Source organism: Algoriphagus vanfongensis DSM 17529 (genome assembly GCF_000429465.1).
Taxonomy (GTDB): Bacteria; Bacteroidota; Bacteroidia; order Cytophagales; family Cyclobacteriaceae; genus Algoriphagus; species Algoriphagus vanfongensis.
This window is the reverse complement of record NZ_AUBX01000002.1, coordinates 60,986-79,878: the sequence shown is the minus strand read 5'-3', so window position 1 is coordinate 79,878 and position 18,893 is coordinate 60,986. Positions and strand designations below refer to the sequence as shown.

21 protein-coding genes are annotated in these 18,893 nt (G+C 41.1%); 12 read left to right on the top strand and 9 right to left on the bottom strand.

What is annotated here, in order from left to right:
- Window positions 1–175: 175 nt before the first annotated feature.
- Window positions 176–736 carry a hypothetical protein gene (locus G460_RS0100845; RefSeq protein WP_157366830.1) on the bottom strand — a complete coding sequence of 187 codons (561 nt, stop codon included), beginning with the start codon at window positions 734–736 and terminating at the stop codon, window positions 176–178.
- Window positions 737–967: 231 nt separating this feature from the next.
- Entirely contained in the window at window positions 968–1,447 is a 480-nt protein-coding gene (locus G460_RS0100840) for a hypothetical protein (protein ID WP_026953603.1), read from the bottom strand.
- A 240-nt stretch (window positions 1,448–1,687) separates the two neighbouring features.
- Between G460_RS0100840 and G460_RS0100835 the strand changes: the two genes are divergently transcribed.
- A complete protein-coding gene (locus tag G460_RS0100835) occupies window positions 1,688–2,092 on the top strand; it encodes a hypothetical protein (protein ID WP_026953602.1) in 405 nt (134 codons plus the stop codon).
- 156 nt (window positions 2,093–2,248) lie between these two features.
- Here G460_RS0100835 and G460_RS0100830 read toward each other — a convergent pair whose 3' ends face one another.
- Window positions 2,249–2,719, bottom strand: coding sequence for a JAB domain-containing protein (locus G460_RS0100830; RefSeq protein WP_026953601.1), 471 nt, complete (start codon window positions 2,717–2,719; stop codon window positions 2,249–2,251).
- A gap of 604 nt (window positions 2,720–3,323) precedes the next feature.
- On the opposite strand from G460_RS0100830, the gene G460_RS0100820 reads away from it, so the two are divergent.
- Window positions 3,324–6,428, top strand: a complete 3,105-nt coding sequence (locus G460_RS0100820) for a CHAT domain-containing protein (RefSeq protein ID WP_026953600.1) — start codon at window positions 3,324–3,326, stop codon at window positions 6,426–6,428.
- A gap of 3 nt (window positions 6,429–6,431) precedes the next feature.
- On the opposite strand, the gene G460_RS0100815 is transcribed toward G460_RS0100820, so the two are convergent.
- Both G460_RS0100815 and G460_RS0100810 read right to left on the bottom strand, forming a co-directional pair.
- Complete coding sequence (locus G460_RS0100815) at window positions 6,432–7,151, bottom strand: tetratricopeptide repeat protein (RefSeq protein WP_026953599.1); 720 nt, start codon at window positions 7,149–7,151, stop codon at window positions 6,432–6,434.
- Complete coding sequence (locus G460_RS0100810) at window positions 7,141–7,695, bottom strand: RNA polymerase sigma factor (protein WP_026953598.1); 555 nt, start codon at window positions 7,693–7,695, stop codon at window positions 7,141–7,143. Before G460_RS0100810 ends, G460_RS0100815 begins: the two co-directional genes overlap by 11 nt.
- Before the next feature lie 190 nt (window positions 7,696–7,885).
- Between G460_RS0100810 and G460_RS0100805 the strand changes: the two genes are divergently transcribed.
- The 10 genes from G460_RS0100805 (at window position 7,886) to G460_RS0100760 (ending at window position 16,331) form a co-directional block, all read left to right on the top strand.
- Entirely contained in the window at window positions 7,886–8,428 is a 543-nt protein-coding gene (locus G460_RS0100805; protein ID WP_026953597.1) for a hypothetical protein, read from the top strand.
- A gap of 17 nt (window positions 8,429–8,445) precedes the next feature.
- Window positions 8,446–9,729, top strand: a complete 1,284-nt coding sequence (locus tag G460_RS0100800) for a hypothetical protein (RefSeq protein ID WP_245578680.1) — start codon at window positions 8,446–8,448, stop codon at window positions 9,727–9,729.
- A gap of 121 nt (window positions 9,730–9,850) precedes the next feature.
- On the top strand, window positions 9,851–10,381 hold the full coding sequence (locus tag G460_RS0100795; RefSeq protein ID WP_026953595.1) for a hypothetical protein: 531 nt from the start codon (window positions 9,851–9,853) through the stop codon (window positions 10,379–10,381).
- A 170-nt stretch (window positions 10,382–10,551) separates the two neighbouring features.
- On the top strand, window positions 10,552–11,571 hold the full coding sequence (locus G460_RS0100790; protein WP_157366829.1) for a hypothetical protein: 1,020 nt from the start codon (window positions 10,552–10,554) through the stop codon (window positions 11,569–11,571).
- Between the two features lie 137 nt (window positions 11,572–11,708).
- Window positions 11,709–12,221, top strand: coding sequence for a hypothetical protein (locus G460_RS0100785; protein ID WP_157366828.1), 513 nt, complete (start codon window positions 11,709–11,711; stop codon window positions 12,219–12,221).
- 14 nt (window positions 12,222–12,235) lie between these two features.
- Window positions 12,236–13,555, top strand: coding sequence for a hypothetical protein (locus G460_RS0100780; protein WP_026953592.1), 1,320 nt, complete (start codon window positions 12,236–12,238; stop codon window positions 13,553–13,555).
- 99 nt (window positions 13,556–13,654) lie between these two features.
- Complete coding sequence (locus G460_RS0100775; protein WP_026953591.1) at window positions 13,655–14,419, top strand: hypothetical protein; 765 nt, start codon at window positions 13,655–13,657, stop codon at window positions 14,417–14,419.
- A 345-nt stretch (window positions 14,420–14,764) separates the two neighbouring features.
- The gene (locus G460_RS0100770) at window positions 14,765–14,974 is read left to right on the top strand and encodes a helix-turn-helix domain-containing protein (RefSeq protein WP_157366827.1); all 210 of its coding nucleotides are present in this window, start codon (window positions 14,765–14,767) and stop codon (window positions 14,972–14,974) included.
- Between the two features lie 3 nt (window positions 14,975–14,977).
- Entirely contained in the window at window positions 14,978–15,301 is a 324-nt protein-coding gene (locus tag G460_RS0100765) for a HipA N-terminal domain-containing protein (RefSeq protein WP_026953589.1), read from the top strand.
- Window positions 15,294–16,331: a type II toxin-antitoxin system HipA family toxin gene (locus G460_RS0100760; RefSeq protein WP_026953588.1), complete on the top strand. Its 1,038-nt coding sequence runs from the start codon at window positions 15,294–15,296 to the stop codon at window positions 16,329–16,331. The genes G460_RS0100765 and G460_RS0100760 overlap by 8 nt, the downstream gene beginning before the upstream one ends.
- 126 nt (window positions 16,332–16,457) lie before the next feature.
- On the opposite strand, the gene G460_RS0100755 is transcribed toward G460_RS0100760, so the two are convergent.
- The 4 genes from G460_RS0100755 to G460_RS0100740 form a co-directional block, all read right to left on the bottom strand.
- Window positions 16,458–16,901, bottom strand: coding sequence for an anion permease (locus G460_RS0100755; RefSeq protein ID WP_026953587.1), 444 nt, complete (start codon window positions 16,899–16,901; stop codon window positions 16,458–16,460).
- 283 nt (window positions 16,902–17,184) lie between these two features.
- Window positions 17,185–18,132, bottom strand: coding sequence for a HipA domain-containing protein (locus tag G460_RS0100750; RefSeq protein ID WP_026953586.1), 948 nt, complete (start codon window positions 18,130–18,132; stop codon window positions 17,185–17,187).
- On the bottom strand, window positions 18,129–18,443 hold the full coding sequence (locus G460_RS0100745; RefSeq protein WP_026953585.1) for a HipA N-terminal domain-containing protein: 315 nt from the start codon (window positions 18,441–18,443) through the stop codon (window positions 18,129–18,131). The genes G460_RS0100750 and G460_RS0100745 overlap by 4 nt, the downstream gene beginning before the upstream one ends.
- Window positions 18,415–18,654 (bottom strand): helix-turn-helix domain-containing protein, encoded by a 240-nt coding sequence (locus tag G460_RS0100740; protein WP_026953584.1) that lies wholly within the window; start codon window positions 18,652–18,654, stop codon window positions 18,415–18,417. Before G460_RS0100740 ends, G460_RS0100745 begins: the two co-directional genes overlap by 29 nt.
- Between the last annotated feature and the right edge of the window lie 239 nt (window positions 18,655–18,893).

The following is an 18,893-nucleotide window of genomic DNA, read 5'->3' as shown; positions in this document are numbered from 1 at the left end:
GGGTTAATATTAAAAATTGGTATTAGATTTAAATCCTCCCACCAACTCAAATCAACTTTCAAAGACTTTGTAGATCCATTCGGCTAATTAAGCAATTTCTATATTGAAAACTATTACTGAAAAATATCCATTAAATCATTCGTTTGGCCTCAAATTGGGATAAGCTTTAATGAGCCTATTCCTTGCCTCTAAAGATGTGGTAATTGATGCCAAGTGAAAACTCCTGCCCCCTCTTCCCAAATTCAGTCTCAAAGTCGTATTCACCTTCATAATGTTTATTCTTTCTACCATAGAACCTACCAGGAGAATAATATGTCTCAACTTCTAATCTGGGGACAACCAAAAAATTGACACCCACATGAAACTCGGTCGAAAAATAGGTTGTAGTCAACGAAAAGGATTCACCTGAGTAGGAAACAACATCACCTTCTTCACTATAAAAGTTACTGCTAACCCCAAAAAAAGGTGAGAACCTATCTGTCAGAGAATAATACTTTCTAAATAATACACCCGCTCCAATTCTATCAGATTGAGAATTTGCAGCTCCGATCAATTCATGGTCATCATTATAAAATTGACTTTCAAATTCAGATTTTCCTACAATTGCCTGAACGCCCAGGTAATATCCTCTGCCCATATATTTGCCAAAACCCGGGGTCAAATAATAAGTAAACTCCTTTTGACTCAATAAATCCAAGTCTTCAGGAAAAATACTGGAGCCTAAGCCAAATGTCATGTCCTCTGAATAACCATGAAAGGTAAAGCCAGTTCTAAAAACAAAGTCCTTACTATCTGTTTGAGCAACACTTTCAAAAAATATTACAAAATATAGTAGAAGGATTACATGAATCCTTAGTATGCATTTCACCATCATAACTAAAAAAGGATATTTTAATTAGTAAGAAATAGCTCAAACATTAAAAGAGAGAAGTCAAGGACTTCTCTATAAAATCACAGCTTTTCCAAATCACTCCACTTTGTTAAAATCCATTGTAGTAGCATTACACATCGTGAGCAAATCATCACAATTATAGTTTAAAGTAAACGTATCTCTCGTCTCACCAAAAACCAGAGTTCCTTCCAAAACAACTGGATCATCCCCAGTAACATTAACAAGCTCTTCTCTAGGTATACAGCCCACACTGTAAAGAGCCGTTGGGTCAGGACCGTAAAAGGCTGGCAAAGTAACCGAAAATTCCTCCCCATTTAAAGTATACGTTCCACTTCCGTAATTAGTCAGACACCAGCCTATCTCCTCACCATAATTTCTAAAATATTCAACCAGTACTGTCCCTCCATTTCCAAAGGTCATTACTGTTTTTGAAACATATGCTGTTTCAATACTATGTTCATAGCTCCCTTCTAGGATGCTGACAGGGTTCCCCTCCTCCTCACATGATGTAATCACAAACAAGAGTAGGATCAATAAGAAAAATTGATTTTTCATGGTTAACAGATTTTTGTTATGGTTATATCCTCAAACACGAATATAATCATCAAAACGATACAGTTAAAAAAATAAAGTTTTACAATCCACATTAAAAAGTCATACTATTTTATCTGTTTGGGGAGTCAAATCTTACCTACAAAATAGACGTGCCATAAATCATTTTTATATAAGCATAATAAATTACTCAATATCTATTATCATTGCAATACATTAACATTTGCTTAACCCCTATTTATAATGAAAGATTTAATTAAAGAATCACTTTTGGATCTAAAAAGAACAGAAGGATTTATTTACATCACCACAGAAGGAAAAAAAATTGACTTACAGGAAGCAGCTGCAAGAGGAATTTCCGTTACCCCTGTGAATCCCAAGCATGAAGTAATCAAAAAGCTTGAAGAAGCTGGCTTGTTTCTTACTGACAACAAATTCCTGTCAGATTTAAATGATTTGATAACAGCTCTTAACGATGGGACTGGTAGCAAAAAATCAGGAAAAAGAAGATCCTTCTCCGATGCAGAAAAATCAAAAATCCTTCAAGAATGGAAAAAAGTGGAAGAAGCAGGTACAAAAACGAAAGCTGCATTCGCCAGAGAAATTGGAGTAGGATACCAAACATTCATCAATTGGCTTAGAGGTTAATGATTTAAAATCAGGTTTATTTAAAAGGCAGTCATAAGACTGTCTTTTTTAATACCCCTTATAACAAGTCTTAGCTTTGTTATAGAGCCCTTTTAGTTGAGGAAAACACAAAGAACTAAAATCATTTCTATTTAAATAGTATTAAAAAAAGGGAGATTATAACTCCCCTTCATCTGCAAAGGAATAATATCCTTCAGCTGTAATAATCAGATGGTCTAGGACAGGAATATCCAGAATTCTACCTGCTTCTTTGATTCTTGCCGTCAATCGTTTGTCCGGTTCAGAAGGGATCAAGTTTCCAGAAGGATGATTATGAGCGAGGATCATGGAGCTTGAATTGGATTTCAGAGCAGCTGTCAGTACCAGTTTTACATCCACCACAGTTCCTGCTGTACCGCCAGAGCTGATATTGACTATTCCTATCACTCTATTGGCTCTGGACAGCAGCATGACCTTAAAGTCTTCTACAAACTCCAGCCTATCTTCTTCCCAAACTTGAGTAAACACTTCGAATACTTGTCTGGAAGAATCTACTTTTGGTCTTTGACTGGCCTTAACTTTTCCTGAATAGCTTAGTTTAATTTCAGCTACTTCATACAAATCAATTTTTCTTACTAGCGTCTCCATAATTTTTTTCGTTTTTGTGGAACAATGAATTATGAAGCACCCCCAGTCCTGGAGCGACTAAAACCAGAAGGAAAAGGAATAAAAAGCGCAGCAAAGCAAGCGGCTTTATGCCGGAAGCTTCTGGTTGCCCGAAGCACCAGAGACTACCTTGGCGAGAAATTCAAGATCCGAAAGGCTTAGGCTAACGGCAATTGGAAGGCTTAAAGTAATAAATTGACAGTAAAAATCATTAAGGTCAAGAAATCAGCCCTTTGAAAAAATTTATGAATAGCTCAAAAATTAGCAAAAAAAAGCATGCAGGTAAATAAGCACATAAAGATCTTTAATCCTGACACCCTAAGAAGCTAATCGTTGAGGCTTTTCAAATTGCTCAATTTGGCAGGACTTATTTCCCAATGCCAACCACACCGTGTGGTTATAGTTTTATTCTTATTTCTTTTTGATATTAACGGCTAATTTCCTTTTTTTGAAATGATTGTAGAGCTTGTTAGACATCAATAATCAAAATTACATATAGGACCATTCGATAATCAGGAAATCTTCCTTCTATTAGGTTTAGTATTCAAAAATGAGCAGTTTCTCATCAATTTCCTAAGCGAGAGCCATGTTTTCCACTTTAAGAATTTCCTTATATATTTTTTGTCTGACTTTATTGGCACCGCCTGATGGATTCTCAAGGCAACAGCAAACCGAAGACAGCTTTCAAGATAAACTTTTAGAAGCAGCCAGTTTGCTATCCGTACAAAACTATTTGCAAGCTGCTGAAATCTTTCAACAAATAAAGGATGAACTTTCATCCAGCCATCCCGACCATTTGCTTTATAAAAGCAAATCCCACTTCGCCTCAGGACTTCACTATACCAGCCAGAAAAATTATCAGGAAGCAGTCCTTGAATTTGATCAGGCTTTAGAAGAAGGGCAAAAACTGGTTGATGCTGGACAGGCAGACTATGTGAAAGACCTAAGCATAGAAACGTACCATAACATAGCTAATACGGGCGATTGGACTAATTCATTGAAAACCGCTAAAAATTGGTATGAGGTGCTTGAAGCACACCTAAAGCCTCTCGACCAGGCGGATTATGTATATGACATTGCCTTTCTGCATGATAAGAATAACGAATACCATGAGGCAATAAGAGTATATAAACAGGCCATCAGTCTATATGAAGCACTTCCCGAGAGTGACCTAAACCTCTCAAGTCTCGCACTGGCGTATAATAATTTGGGAACCATGTACGCTGAGACTGGATTTTTTACCCAACGGAAGGAATGCTACTTAAAGGCAAAAGCTCTATGGGAATCCGATCCAGAAGTAGATAAAAGTAATCTGATCTCTATTTACGGTAACTTGATGCGACTTTATCGGACATACGGAGATAAAGCCGGAGCCAAAGAATTAACCCTTGCAATTAACTCTAAATTTGATCAGTGGGTAAGTGAAGACTCATTTGGCAAATCTGCATTCATAGTAGATCAGAAACCAGCACTCATGTATCAGGTGGATAGGCACAGAATAAATATTCTCTATTATGACCTAACTGATGACGCACCTTCTGCACTGGCCCATTTAGACAGTCTGAGAAATGACTACAGGAAGTTATCAAGAAAACACCAAATCCAATACTCTGACTACTTGATCAGTAGTATACTTAATACTGCGGCTATTCTGGATGATTATGAGGATAGCAAAGAAACCCAAGAGAAAATCCGTCTACTGGATTTGGCCATGAAAGAAAGTATAGATAAAGATAATTACTACTTTGAAATGCTTTCCAATGCGGACTATTGTAAGTTTTGGCTATTTAGTTCCAATGACTTGCATCAAGCACTGAGCTACCTGAACAATGCCCTGCAAATCGGGAAAAACCATGATATCCGTGAAGTAAACCTCCTCAATCTGTCTTTGAAAAAAGCAGATATTTTACAACAGATGGGAGATTTCTCCCAAGCCGAACAACTTGTGAAACGTGCATTTTCTCTCCTGCTTTCTGAAGAAGTGGAGAATTTGATGCAGATCCAGGAAGATGATTTCACAGAACGAAACAGTGTTTATTATATCAATGCCGTAAAGGAAGCTGCCAATGTCTATCGAAACCAATATGGACAAAGTGGGAAAAAGGATTTGGGGCAAATTAGCTATCATCTATACGACTTAGCTGCAATTATTTTTCAGAAATACTACCAAAAGGGCGCATATAATCCCAGCCTGAACATGACCTCTGGAATAATCCACGAGGGTTTAATGTCACTTCATCTGCAGCTGAACAAACCTCTGGTGGACAGCTTACTGATTCGAGTGGAAAACAACACCTCTCAACTGCTATGGAGGGAATTTGAGGCTAAACACCACCAATTTTTGGCTGTACCGGACAGCTTATTGCTGATGCACAATCACCTGCGGTCAAGCTTGGCCATGCTTGCGCAAGAAGATTCGAGCTCAGACTTAGAAGAAATCCAGAAAATTCAAGCTGAGCTTGAGGAAAACGAAGCTAAAATCTCCACTTACGATTCCTCCTATTTTGGTTTTTTCGATGGAAATATTGACATCGAAACTATCCAAAACCAGCTCTCCGGTGAAAGAGCTATAATCAGATATATAGTTACTGATACCAAAATTTTTGCCTTTGTGGTAAATGCCAGAAAAATCCAATTGCGTGATTTAGGGGATAAAAAACCAATCTTCGAGCTATTGGATAATTATCATCGCCAGATCCAGCGCATCCAACCGAAAGTAGCGCTACTTTCCAGACAACTTTACCAATTGTTAATCACCCCATTAAAACTTGAGGACCAAAATCTCAGGAACCTTGTCATCATCCCAGACAGCAAACTTAATTTCCTTTCTTTTGAGAGCCTGGAAAGGCCCGATCAGACCGGATTCTTAGTACAGAATTATACGATCAGTTATTCCAATTCATTTAAGCTTTGGACATTACAGCAGTTTACCGGGTACGGAGGAAAAAGTACTGGCACAGTAGCGGCATTTGTTCCAGAGTATCCAAAATCCTATCTCAGCACCCTAGAAACCCAAGCGGTTACACGTAGCCGTTTAACTTATTTGGAAGGTGCGCTAGATGAGGCAAACTACATAGTAGATCGATTTGGGGGAGAGCTGTTTCATAGAGAAAAAGCCAACAAAAACAGCTTGTTAGAAGCCATTGGCACCTTTCAGATTTATCATTTTGCAACCCATGCAGTGATGGACAAGGACAATCACGAAAATTCAGGCATCTACTTTCAGGATGGAGAGCGTATGTCCTATTCAGAATTGTATCAGCTACGATTTCCGGCCGAATTGGTAGTTCTCAGTGCATGCAATACAGGTATAGGAACATTACAGCCAGGAGAGGGAATGTTGAGTTTGTCCAGAGCACTTACTTATGCGGGTGTGAAATCCGCTGTTTATAGCCTATGGCAGGTACCCGATGAGGAAACAGCCATACTGATGCGTTTATTTTATGATTTTTTGGATGAGGGAAACTCAAAAGAAACAGCTCTCGCCAAGGCCAAAAAGAAATTTCTGGAAGAAAACCCCATGAAGCAACATCCCTATTATTGGGCTGGTTTTGTGCTCAACGGGAACACAAAAGAGCTTTCCGCAAAGGGCAAATGGACTTATTTTATCCAGTACGGACTGTATGTCATTCCTGTATTGCTGATACTACTCGGCGCGCTTTTGCTATATCAAAAAAGAAAATCAACCTAGGTATCACTTAGTATTGTCCAGTTCATTCAACAAGTCAATGGCTTGGGAGGATAGAAAACCATCAGCGTCCCTAACCCTTTCCAGGCAGGATCTAGCCTGGGATTCCTGACCTTCTTTTAAGTATGCCAAAGCGAGATACCATTGTGCCGCTTCATAAAATGAGTCCTCCTCCTTCTGCTGCTTGAGCATTGGAATAGCCTCGGCACTGCGGTCCAAAGCCATCAGAGAAATTGCCTGATAGAACAGATCAGCTGCTGCTTGGTGTTCCTCATGCAAGGTCGCGAAAGCTTCGCTTGCTTTTTCATACTCCCCTTTTTCATACCATTCAAAAGCCTGAGCAGAAAGCCCACTTTGTTCAGCATCACTTCGTACTATAGGTTCTACTATATTTGGATAAGGCTCAAAATAGGAATAATATAGATTTTCGGGATTTAGCGAGAATTGAGTAAGGCCCCACCAGCCCATTATGCCCAAAACAAGCATAGCAGCCGCCGCATACCACCACGTTTTTCGGTTATTTGATGGTTGTTCCAGTATATTGAATCTGGCTTTCAATTTTTCCCTTTCTTCTAGACGTATAGCTAGTTTCATTTTTTCGTAGAAGGCCACCTCCTCAGCAAATTGCCGATCTTCGGACATAAGTTTATCAAACTCCTGTTTTTGCAAGGCAGTGAGGGTATTGCTTAGATACCCATCAATTAATACTTCTTGATCACTTTTCATATGCCCCGACTAATTTTTTTAGTTGTCTAATACACCTGGATTTCTGACTTTTCACAGTATCCTTTGATTCGTAGCCTAGTTGCCCCTGGATTTCTTCTAGTTTTTTGCCTTCGTAATAAAACAACCGTAATACCTCTTGGCATTTTGCTCCAAGCTCCTTTATAGCCGTTCTTACTAAGGCCGTTTTTACACCCAGGTCATCTTCAGGTATTTCCTGCATGGATAGTTTATTAAGCAGGTCTTCTTCCTCAAATGGAAAGGCATCATATTTCTCCTCCTTTCTCAGGTATTGAATCAGTTTGTATTTCCCTATGGCAAATAGGTATGTTTTGATACTGCTCTGTAGGGTAACCAGCTTGCCATCCAATATATTTTCATAGAAAACGATGATGCTCTCCTGATAAATATCCTTGATTTGCTCATCATGAAGCTGATACTTTCGTGCAAAATTGAGAAAATGGTCTCTATTATCTGAATAGATTTTTTCCAGCTTTCCTTTATCCCCTTTCAGGATATCCTGTACGAAACGTTCCTCCTTGTTCATTAATTGCTAATTAAGGTAAAAGTAAACCCTAAGCGGGCAAAACTACATTTTTTTTCAAGGGGGTGTTTACTTTTTCCAACTTTTCACATGAAGTGATTAGAGACTCCAGATAAGCTCAAAATCAGAGTAAAAGGAAGCTAATTCTGGTATAAACTAAACCTTATTTCAATTTTAACTAAATCAATTCAAAATGAAAAAATTATTGATTATCGGCGCATTTTTAACCGCCCTCACCCATTTCTCCTTTGCCCAAGAAGGAAATCTCCGGATAAACCCAGCAATTAAGGTGGGTGTACCTATTGGCGATCTCTCAGAGGTATATGGAATGGGAATAGGGATAGGAGTGAAAGGCCTATATAGCCTAAACTCTGATGGCGAGCTGACCTTTTCTACCGGTTATACCCGATTCGGCCTTAAAAACAGTTACGCTGATGGGTTAAAGGGGTCCCTAGGTATAATTCCACTTTTGGCCGGGTACAGACATCATTTGGAAAGAATATACATAGAACCACAGCTGGGATTATCCATTAACAGCACTTCCCTCAAAGGCTCCTTTATGGGAATGGACAGCTTTGGAGGAAGTGTCTCCTCTACCTCTTTGGGTTATGCTGCCACGGTCGGCTACCTATTGGGGGACATTGATCTTTCTCTAAGCTATCAGGGCTTTTCCCTTTCCAGTCAAGGGCTTGGATTCATTGGGTTCCGAGTCGGGTATCAATTTAAACTTAACTAAACCGTATTATGATGAAAATGCAGTATTTATCGAAGCCAAAAATTATTTGCGCCCTTGTGATGGGTTTGTTTTTAGTCCTGACCGCTTGTAGTGACAGCGAGGATGAACAACCTCAGGAGGAAATTCTACCCCCCATTGTACTGGCCTGTGATTATTTTAATGAAGACCGGGTCTTGGTAAATGATCCTCGAAGACCAGTTGATTATGTCATTGAATGCTGGGCTAACGTTCAGGGAGCCCTTAGAATTAACCCAGGGGTAGTGGTTGCTTTTGAAAAGGACGCAGGGCTATATGTAAACCTTGACAATAATTTGTTCGAAGTAGTGGGGAGACAGGAAGAGCCGGTGGTTTTCACGGGTACGGTCCAACAGAAAGGGCATTGGAGAGGCCTGTTTTTTACCGAAGCCCACAATCTTAACAATACCATAGAGCACACCGTGATCGAATACGCTGGATCACAAAACCTCACGTCCTCTTCTCCGGTTTACGAAGGTTCCCTGGCCTTAAGGGGCGTTTCAGGAACCCCTCCGCAAGCCCTTTCCTTAAGCCATGTAGAAATCCGAAATGGGGGAAGCGTTGGTTTGGACTTTCACGGTGTCAAGACAAATGCCACTGTTTCAGCTTCCAATCTTGTCATTACTGGAAATGAGGGCGTACCCGTAAAGGTGTCCGCAGAGATGGCGCATATATTTGATAATACGTCGTCCTATGCAGGAAATGCATCAGACTTCCTGAACATTACCTCATCCAATTACGAGATTGAAGAAAAGACAGTCACTTGGCAACGATTGGATGTGCCGTACTTGGTGGACAGCAGGGTACAAATTACTACCAATGGCCACTTGACCATAGAGGCAGGAACAGAAATGCAGTTTAGAAGTGTGGCATACCTACAGGTTTCATCTGGATGGGCAACCGACGCTCCTAGTCTGAAAATCCAGGGTACGGCTAGCGATCCTGTTCATTTGAAGGCCCATAATGGTACCGACTGGGGAGGGATTTACTATGGCTTTACCGAGGAGGATAATGTAATCGAACATGCCGTTATCGAACATGCCAAAGGAGACTTCCCTGTGGGCAATATCCAGAATACTGGAGCGGTCTATATGCATGCCGATCCCATGCTTACCGTTACCAATACCACATTTCAGGACTTGCCCAACTATGCTTTTTTTGCTTATACGGGAGCAAGTTCCTCGCAACCGGAGCTTCCTAACCTTAACAGATCCAGTAACACTTATATCAACGTGGCCAAAGGAGAAGCTGGTTTAGGTTACTTGGGATGGAACAATAAACCATAATAATTCCAGAAAAAAAGGACAAGATTTCTGCCCAATACGATATCTCAAGTATTGGGCAGATCTGTGGTTGCCAGGGATGAAAATATATTCTTCAATATTGATTTAAGTAGTTATGAAGTACATGAAACAAAATTATGTAACAGTCATTTTCCTGCTTGGACTGGGGTTGGCAATGGCCTGTTCAAATGATGATGTCGAGCCTGAAAAGCAAAATGCTTTGGAGGTGGGTGGTTCGATCAGTGGAGTGGTAAATGGAAAAGAGGTGAATTATCATGAGGTAAAAGTGGTGCTCTATGGTGGCTCCAACACAGTAGGAATCATTGGGAGCGATCAGGTTCACGAAGATACTACCAATCAGGTACGGGTGGTTGTGCCCTTGGAGCCAACTACAGGAACATTTGACCACAGTGATAATGGATTTGATGTGAATTATGAAGTGATCACATTCAATAATGAAAACGGGTATGGATTTAACAGGGAGAAGACCTCCCAAATAAGTGTCATCGATTATAAAGAAATAGGGACCAAACTGGATACCACTTTTTATAGGGTAAAAGGTACTTTTGAGCGTTATGGCATACGCAATATGAACAGCGAAACCATCAATATCCAAAATGGTGAATTTGACTTCGTCTATGGAATTTGGTTTTAATGACTCATTTAAAATTGCATGGAAAGAACTTGTTAACCATAACAAAAATGATAAAAACGAAACAACTTATATTATGCCTGATGCTATTGGCCCTTTCCCCGCTGCACTTACTTGCTAGTGGTTATAGTAAGGAGCGGAACAAAACCGATAGCTTGGATACAGAGGAAGAAATGATGGAGGGTTTATCGAGGATGGAGGATTTTGAACCCTCGAAAATTACCGATATCGAAACCGAAGCACTGGCGCAGGGTATCGATATTGGCATTAAGTCCATTACGATACCCGAGTACCCACGTGGCGATTATATTCCCTTCTCCAATTGCCCACAAGATCAGGTTACGAAATTTGAATTTCGTGTGGAAAACAGGGGGGCAGATTTCGACAAAAAGGGCAAGGGCATCTTCGGAGCCGTCCAGGTCAAAAGACTGGAGGATGGAGCGGTTTTGCTCCAAGAAGAAGCAGTACTTGAATTCAGGGCTTTCACCCCCGGTTGGATACGTTTTCGCTTTGACCCGATAGACCTGTCCCAACCAGGACTGTATGAAGTCACCGTCGAGTCTTACCTCATTGATCTGCCAGCTTATATCAAAGACAAGTCTTTGAAACCATTGGACACGGACGTGTCGGATAATAAAGTGGTGTACCTGAGCAAGGTCATTGCCCCCGCATCATTGTCGGAAAATTCCTTGCAGGTGTTTGATTTTGAAGGGGCGCAAAGCGAGGTGGATTTGGCAGCACAGGGCTGGAACTACAGCTATTTGCCTGATTCACTGCTAATTTCAAACAAAGGCCTCGGAGGTTCCAAAGCAATTGAAATGCATCTACATCAAGGCGACAAAAACAAGCGAAAACTATTTACGCCCTCGATGGCGATGCCCGAAGCTACGTACCTGGACTTTCAGTTTAAGCTACTGGATGCCCAGTCAGGAAAAAACGTGACTGAAGAATTAATATCCTCGGAAGCCTTTCAGGCGGAGATTTCACTCCAGAAAATCTGTGCAACAGGAGTAGAGGTGACCGTTAAACACAAGGTCTCCGATGCCCTAGCCACCGCAGACGGCTTTTTTAAATTCCCCAAAGTGCCTGTTCATCGGGACCCGGGAAATTACAGGGAGCAAATAGCCTTCACGAACCTATCCGATTATCCGGAAATTCTATTGGTCATCGACGAGGTGCGCGTACAGCAATGAAAATAAAATGTAGGGATCATGCCTTGTACTTCCCTAAGTAGAAACAAAGACAAAGGATAGAAAAGCGAGATTCCCTACGGACTTTAAAAAAACAATTTAAACATATGAAAAAGACAATGATTCAAACCCTTATTGGCATGATGGCTCTATGCCTGATGTCCGCCTGCTCGGGCAATGATGAGGACGGTGTCGACCCCATCAATAGCAATGGCGCGCACACTTATGACATTACCTTGGAAGGTGGGGGCAAATTCTCCGGAGAAGTACCCAAGGAAGTGATGGGGACTTATAATGCGGTGATGTTTGTCGAATATAATGAAGAGATAGATGGCGAGCTGCTGACAGGATTGTTGTTTGAGACTGGGAAATTTCAGTTCGGGGTAGGCCTTTCCCTGGATGATAACGACCAGCCCAGTATAGTAGGAAATGGTCCGGGCCTTGTATTTGGCGAATGGGGGACCGAAGATAAATATCGCCCTGCTGGGCCGGTAAGCATGACCCTGGAAAACTACAAAGAGCATAATATCTCCATGTACGGAGAGGAGGCAACGGCTGCTTCGTACACTTTGACATTTCAGGGGGATTTTAAACTCGGAGATGAGGGAGAAGAAGTAGCTGTTACTGGAGAAATTGTTATAGCGGCACCTTAGATCAAACTGTCGAAATGAAAAAGCTAATCGCAAATACATTATTGCTTACGGTTGTCTGGTTTTGTTCGTGTTCTGAAGAGCAGAAGCCGGCTCCGCCAGTAGAGGAGGAAGAGCTGACCTTGCAGCTTACTGCCAGTGAAACAACGGTCATGGCATCATCGACCGTCACTTTTGAGGTGATTGCCGAGGAAACGCAGGAAGTGGTCACGGATGCCGATATTTATATCGATGGAAACAAGTTAGATGGATACCAGCATGTTTTTGATGAAGTGGGTACCCAATCAGTTGTCGCAAAGAAGCAGGGCTATAAGGATAGTGAGCCGGTGACCGTCACGGTTCTGGATCAAGTGGCCGAGGTGGATGTCTATGTGCTCGGGAGTGGGTATGACGAAACTTCAGGTGGCAGTCGGCCCTTGTATTGGAAAAACGGCGAATCCGTTTTGTACGATCATGAATCACTTGAAAATATGATTTATAACAATATGGTGGTGGCGGATAATCAAGTGTATATCGCAGGTGAAAGACAATTTACAAGTGCTATTGCTTCAGCTTTCTATTGGGAAAATGATACACATGTGGAGTTGTCAGATCCAAATGATTCCGATGATTATGCCACGGCTTACGATATCTGTGTCTCAGAAGGGGATGTGTATGTGGCGGGAATAAAAACTAAGACAAACTATATGATGGATATCGTGTATTGGAAAAATGGTGGAGAGTCGCCTGTTCATGTAGCGAGCGGTACTTTAGGTCAAACAGGAAATAGTGTCATCACGGTATCTGGCGATGATGTGTACGTGGCAGGTTTATTGAATGCTGAACCCACCTACTGGAAAAACGGTGAAGCTGTTTCGCTGGAAGGGTCGGGAACGGTGACCGGTATTGTGGTGTCTGACCAAGGTGATGTGTATGTTTCAGGTCATGGTTCGAACGGAAATGTAACCGTTGCCAAATATTGGAAAAATGGACAAGAGATTATTTTGGGGACAGGTGAGAGGGAGTCGGAAGCCCGTTCGGTTTTTGTGGAAAACGGTGATGTGTATGTGGCGGGATATGAAAAGGTAGTGCATAAATCGGGTACGGGTACCGTAAATGTGGCGAGGTACTGGAAAAATGGTGAAGCGGTGGATCTGACGGATCGTTCATACCGTGCGGAAGCCAATGCCATCTTTGTACTGGATGGAGATGTATATGTTGCCGGCATAGATTTTCGGAGTTCCGGAAAACCAGTCGCTGCGATGTATTGGAAAAATGGCGAAGCAATGCAGTTGTCGCAAGATGACCACCGAGGGCATGCAGCGGATATCTTTGTAGTAAAGAGAACACAGAATTGATGATGACTTGATAAACAAATAATAAGCATATGAAAACGAACTATCATAGTTTGCTAGGGGTATTGTACTTCATGATAGTTGTTTCCTCCTGTATAGAAAGTGAGCCTGGACCGGAAGGGCCGCAGTGAACTGTACGGCCCGAAAACCGCTTCCGGTTGGGGTGATCCCACGGGGTTGCAGGGAGAGCCAGGGAAGAATGGTGAGGATGGCTCCAGGATTTATAGTGGTTCCATGTCACCTTCTCTGAACATCGGGGAATTGGGAGATTTTTACTTCCAAACCACAATAGGTGTACTTTATGGTCCCAAAAGAGGTACAGGATGGGGAAGTGGGGTCAGTCTGAAGGAGCCGCAGGGTGAGCCTGGAACTGCGAATATGATAGCTTCCAATTGGACGGCCTATAATGTCGACCGCTTATCACCTACTAAGGCGGTGGTGTATGCGTACCTGCCCTCAGCGACCAGAAACCATTTGATAAGCGTCACCGGAGCGGGTTCTTTGTATGACTTTGTTAACAATGAGAATGGTACATTGCTTGTATATCATCGAAATCCAGTGGACGGTCTTTTCTCGTTGCCAAGTTTTCGCCCTATTGGGACATGGGATATAAAATCCAGTCTTTACTGGACCCTAGATGGAACTCAAGGTTGGCAAAACCGCATAATAATTGAGGTCGATAATATGTCCGAAGGGGCATATACCTTCGCCAGCAAAAGCTTGGTTTTTGGTACCGATAAACCGGAATTCCGATTTATAATGATTCCCAAAGGGGCAGTAAGCACAGCAATACGTGACAGAAATGTTAGTGATCTGTCCGAGCTTCCCTATAAAGAGGTTAGAAAGCTATTTGGTTTGGGTGATTAATCCTTAAAGGGGATTGTTAGCCTGCTGTGATACCGCCCGTATCATGATTGACTTTTCTGCCTTTGCAATAGCTACACTCATTTCACCCACATTCGTGGAGTAAAAGACATAAAATCCAGCGAAAATCTGTGACATCTGTGGTACTTGTCCTCTGCATGCAATTACAATCATATTCATTAACTCCCCCAACTTTTCTGCTTGCCCCTCTATTTTTCACACTATACTGTGAAAATCACTAGCGCGCACCTTCATGAGAATAGGATAACCAACGATTTTCATACTATAATGTGATTTATATTGATTTACAATTTACTTTTTGTTATTTTTATCAAAAATCACATTATAATGACAATTCAGGAGATAGGATCTGCAATCAAAGAGCGAAGACAAGTACTTGGAATCATTCAACCGGATCTGGCTGAAATGGCCCAAGTAAGCATCAATACACTCTATAAGATTGAAAGAGGTGAAGCTAATCCCTCAGTCAAAGTCCTCAATAAACTTGCAGAAGTTCTTGGGATGGAATTGTCTCTTTCCATTAAAAAACTGGGGTGATAAATGAAATCAGCAAGGGTGTTACGCAACGGAGAATTGGTAGGAATACTATCTAAGTCAGACTCAGGAAAGTATTCTTTTGTCTATGAAGATGCTTGGTTTTTAAATCCGGAAAAGCCTTCAGTGAGCCTGACTCTTCCTAAATCCAAGAAAGAGTACCATTCCGAACACCTTTTCCCCTTCTTCTTCAACATGCTCTCTGAGGGAGTAAATCTCCAGCTTCAGGCCAGGCAATTTCAGATAGATGAAAATGATTTCTTCTCACTCTTATTAAAAACTGCTCAATCGGATACCATCGGAGCTATAACCGTAGTCCCAAATGAATAAGTTAACGATCCATACTTGTCCCGGCACCTTGGCAGAAGGCTTTGAGACTTATAGCCCGTTGTGCTTGAAACATCTTTTTTCTGGTAGAAAGACTTCTCATATTTTACCCTATGAGAGTCATCAACCCAGTAACGGAGAAGAGATGACCCGCTTGATGGAAAACAGAAAGAGAATTTCCATTTCAGGTGTTCAGGAAAAGCTTTCTCTGGTTTGGGAAAAAGGACAATTGCGCTTAACAGAAGATGGGGAGCAAGGGACCTTTATATTAAAACCAATCCCGAGAGACTTGAATCATGTGGATCAGGTGCCTGCCAACGAGCATCTGACCATGCAGTTGGCCAAGCAGGTTTTCAAATTGAATGTAGCTGAAAACGCATTGATTTTTTTTGAAAATGGAGAACCTGCCTACATCACCAAAAGATTTGATGTAGATCAGAAATCGCACAAAAAGCTGGGGAAAGAAGATTTTTCAACTTTGGCACAAAAGACCAAGGAAACTGATGGAAACGAATACAAATACAATTTCAGCTACGAAGGAATTGCACATTTGATCAAACAGCATGTTGCTGCTTATCCCATTGCCTTGGAGGAGTTTTTCAAATTGGTCCTATTCAACTTTCTTTTCTCCAACGGAGATGCTCATTTAAAAAACTTCGCGCTACTGGAGACTCCTCAAGGGGACTATCAATTGAGCCCCGCATATGATATGGTCAATACAAGACTTCATGTCAAAGATGCAGAACTTGCGCTCAAGGATGGTCTATTTGCCAACGACTATTACACCCAAAGCTATGAAGCGATGGGTTTGTTGGCGTATGATGATTTCTATGAGTTTGGGGTGAAAATCGGAATCCTAGAAAACAGAGTGAAGCGGATCATTCGAGAATTCTCTAAACCTATTGAAGAAGCCGAGCCTTTAATTAACCGAAGCTATTTGGCCAAAGAGATGAAGGACCGGTATAAAAAATCCTACGAAGAACGCTTAAGCTTTTTGAAAAGGTCCTATTTAAAGAGGGAGCCCCAGAAGTAACCTTAATATATCAAACTCAGATTTGGGTTAGCTAAAAAGGAAGAAAATCCGTACTTCCCGAGGCCAACCTGTTTATGAAAATCCAAGACATTTCACCCCAAGAACCCTACTTATGATCCAAAGTGTCTATTCAGGTTTCTGAAAACCAACAGGAAATCTTAATGGATCAAAACCCCAAACTAATTCCAATAAATAATAACAGGAAATAGTAATAATCAGAACAGAAATCAGATTCAACCACAATCCTGCACGCATCATATCTTTTATTTTCAGATAGCCTGAGCCCATCACTACAGCATTAGGGGGAGTAGCAACAGGAAGCATAAATGCACAAGAGGCAGCCATAGCAACTGGCACCATCAGTAAATAAGGGTGTACGTCCAATGTAAACGCCATAGGTGCCAATACCGGCAAAAACATTGCGGTTGTTGCTAAATTAGAAGTGATCTCCGTCAAAAAATTTATACCCAAAACTGGACTATGACTATTTTTACTTGAAAATGAAAGGCCGGTATCTAGATTCAGGTAGCCTGGCTTCTTTCTTAGCCAAACAAAACCTGAGTAAATCATAGATTTGTAACTTTTTTTGCAAATACAGTCTTTCTAATCTTTTTTTCTGGTACAATGAATTATGAAGCAGTCCTAGTCCTGGGGTGAGTAAAACCAGAAGGAAAAGGAATAAAAAGCGCAGCAAAGCAAGCGGCTTTATGCCGGAAGCTTCTGGTTGCCCGAAGCACCAGAGACTACCTTGGCGAGAAATTCAGAGGACAGAATTCTCTAACAAGACCTATTTTAAATATAACAATGCATTTGTTAGACCTTGAATAAACACCTTTGAAGGCAAAATAAAAAATCAAAATATCAGCCCTAATCGTTCCGAGTTTCGCTGTATTATGTTCAGGAATTCAGCTTTAGCATCCTCAGTCAAAAAGCTTCTACCAATCAATTCAGGCCAACCCTGTATTCCACTTTCAATTCGATTCCAGAGATTTTCAATTGATTTGGCAGGGATACTAGATTTTGACATTGCGACATTAAAATCTTCCCTCGTCAATTTTCTCTTTTTCCCGTTCAAATTCAACGCTAATTCCTCTGGATCGTCTTTTATCAACAAGTTCACAGCAACCATATCATAAGCTGGAGATAATTGATACGCGCCATTTTTAAAGGCTATCAACGAAAAGTTTTTAAAGTGCATGTCATTATTTCCAATCAAAAATGAGAGGATTACCTGTTGGTAGAATTTCACAACCTCCAATAAAGGGTTCTGACTATACGTGAGAATACCCTTTGCAATCTGCTCATAGGAGCCCCGGTATTTATGTTCCGTAAGTCGTCCTGTAAATTGACAGGCATCTTCCATTGCGAACTTTTTATTGGCCGAACTTCGATCTATCCTCTTTGTGAGATAGGCCAATTCTCCACTTTGCAGGCGTATCAGCAAAAAAGGAACTGTTTCTACCCTTGCCTCTCTTGTCAAAAGCATAGACAAAGCTTCGATTTCGGGCATTTGAGGATAGAGATCAAATGGAGGCTTCAAAATATATTTCCCATTTAAAGCCCCAACAATAGTCAATCTCTTCTCTCTAGTTTTCCCTATAAAGCCAAGAGACAATTTGGGCTGTACTCCTGTCACAATTATTCGTTGAGAAATGTTCTCTCTTGCCAGCTCATCAATATTCGCCAGATCCAAGTCCAAACTCAAAACCGGTTCATCTTCTTTCCAAAAATCCTTCAGGCATTTTTGATGATATAGCTCTTCTCCATCCAAGATTCCGCTACACGCAAGACAATAGTTCATAGTTCTATCACACTTATATTCCCAATGCAATCCCTACATGTTTTCAATAACAGTCCCATCCTATCTCTTGGATTGAGTTTCCAATTTTGATGCGCAACCTCCAAAAGCCAGCCTTCAGGTATCAAGCCATCAAAAAAAGGGAATAAGGTTTCTGAAAGAAAGGGCTCTTGTTGTAACGGCAACGTCAAGGACACTGGCAAAGCATTCTTTGCCCCTAAGTATTTTTTCTTGTAGGTAAATACATACCCTTCTTCTTCTTCAGAGAGTATTCCTGCCAACTGATCAGCTACCCAAATTTCTCCTTGTCTCATCGCTTATCGGGCTAGGTGATAATACATGACCAAAAAACAAAAGCACTTGATTGATTTTATCCGCCATCAGATTCGGTTTCCCTTGTTCTAATTCCCGAATAAACCTCACACCAACTCCTGATATATTTGCGAGTTCCAATTGTGTCAGGTTAGCTTCTTTTCGCCTTTTTCGAACAAACTCTGATATGCTGCTATTTCTATTCCACTCCATATAAGTATACCCTTATGGGTACAATTTAAAGAAAAAAATCCAACATTATACCTAAACGGGTATAATACTACCAATTCAAACAATAATACACCCGTACGGGTATACAAACAATCTACTATTCCAACTAGTATCCTTCTCTGAATATAGTAAATACGTCAATTTTCCTTTACCAGGATCTTGATAAACTTTTTTTTGGTAGCTACCACAACAGTGTAAAAAACAAGGGATTACAGCATACA

Bases quoted from the DNA above. Each gene is read 5' to 3' on its own strand.
- G460_RS0100845 (WP_157366830.1), bottom strand. From the start codon at position 736: ATGACATTTGGCTTAGGCTCCAGTATTTTTCCTGAAGACTTGGATTTA.
- G460_RS0100840 (WP_026953603.1), bottom strand. From the start codon at position 1,447: ATGAAAAATCAATTTTTCTTATTGATCCTACTCTTGTTTGTGATTACA.
- G460_RS0100835 (WP_026953602.1), top strand. From the start codon at position 1,688: ATGAAAGATTTAATTAAAGAATCACTTTTGGATCTAAAAAGAACAGAA.
- G460_RS0100830 (WP_026953601.1), bottom strand. From the start codon at position 2,719: ATGGAGACGCTAGTAAGAAAAATTGATTTGTATGAAGTAGCTGAAATT.
- G460_RS0100820 (WP_026953600.1), top strand. From the start codon at position 3,324: ATGTTTTCCACTTTAAGAATTTCCTTATATATTTTTTGTCTGACTTTA.
- G460_RS0100815 (WP_026953599.1), bottom strand. From the start codon at position 7,151: ATGAAAAGTGATCAAGAAGTATTAATTGATGGGTATCTAAGCAATACC.
- G460_RS0100810 (WP_026953598.1), bottom strand. From the start codon at position 7,695: ATGAACAAGGAGGAACGTTTCGTACAGGATATCCTGAAAGGGGATAAA.
- G460_RS0100805 (WP_026953597.1), top strand. From the start codon at position 7,886: ATGAAAAAATTATTGATTATCGGCGCATTTTTAACCGCCCTCACCCAT.
- G460_RS0100800 (WP_245578680.1), top strand. From the start codon at position 8,446: ATGCAGTATTTATCGAAGCCAAAAATTATTTGCGCCCTTGTGATGGGT.
- G460_RS0100795 (WP_026953595.1), top strand. From the start codon at position 9,851: ATGAAACAAAATTATGTAACAGTCATTTTCCTGCTTGGACTGGGGTTG.
- G460_RS0100790 (WP_157366829.1), top strand. From the start codon at position 10,552: ATGATGGAGGGTTTATCGAGGATGGAGGATTTTGAACCCTCGAAAATT.
- G460_RS0100785 (WP_157366828.1), top strand. From the start codon at position 11,709: ATGATGGCTCTATGCCTGATGTCCGCCTGCTCGGGCAATGATGAGGAC.
- G460_RS0100780 (WP_026953592.1), top strand. From the start codon at position 12,236: ATGAAAAAGCTAATCGCAAATACATTATTGCTTACGGTTGTCTGGTTT.
- G460_RS0100770 (WP_157366827.1), top strand. From the start codon at position 14,765: ATGACAATTCAGGAGATAGGATCTGCAATCAAAGAGCGAAGACAAGTA.
- G460_RS0100765 (WP_026953589.1), top strand. From the start codon at position 14,978: ATGAAATCAGCAAGGGTGTTACGCAACGGAGAATTGGTAGGAATACTA.
- G460_RS0100760 (WP_026953588.1), top strand. From the start codon at position 15,294: ATGAATAAGTTAACGATCCATACTTGTCCCGGCACCTTGGCAGAAGGC.
- G460_RS0100755 (WP_026953587.1), bottom strand. From the start codon at position 16,901: ATGATTTACTCAGGTTTTGTTTGGCTAAGAAAGAAGCCAGGCTACCTG.
- G460_RS0100750 (WP_026953586.1), bottom strand. From the start codon at position 18,132: ATGAACTATTGTCTTGCGTGTAGCGGAATCTTGGATGGAGAAGAGCTA.
- G460_RS0100745 (WP_026953585.1), bottom strand. From the start codon at position 18,443: ATGAGACAAGGAGAAATTTGGGTAGCTGATCAGTTGGCAGGAATACTC.
- G460_RS0100740 (WP_026953584.1), bottom strand. From the start codon at position 18,654: ATGGAGTGGAATAGAAATAGCAGCATATCAGAGTTTGTTCGAAAAAGG.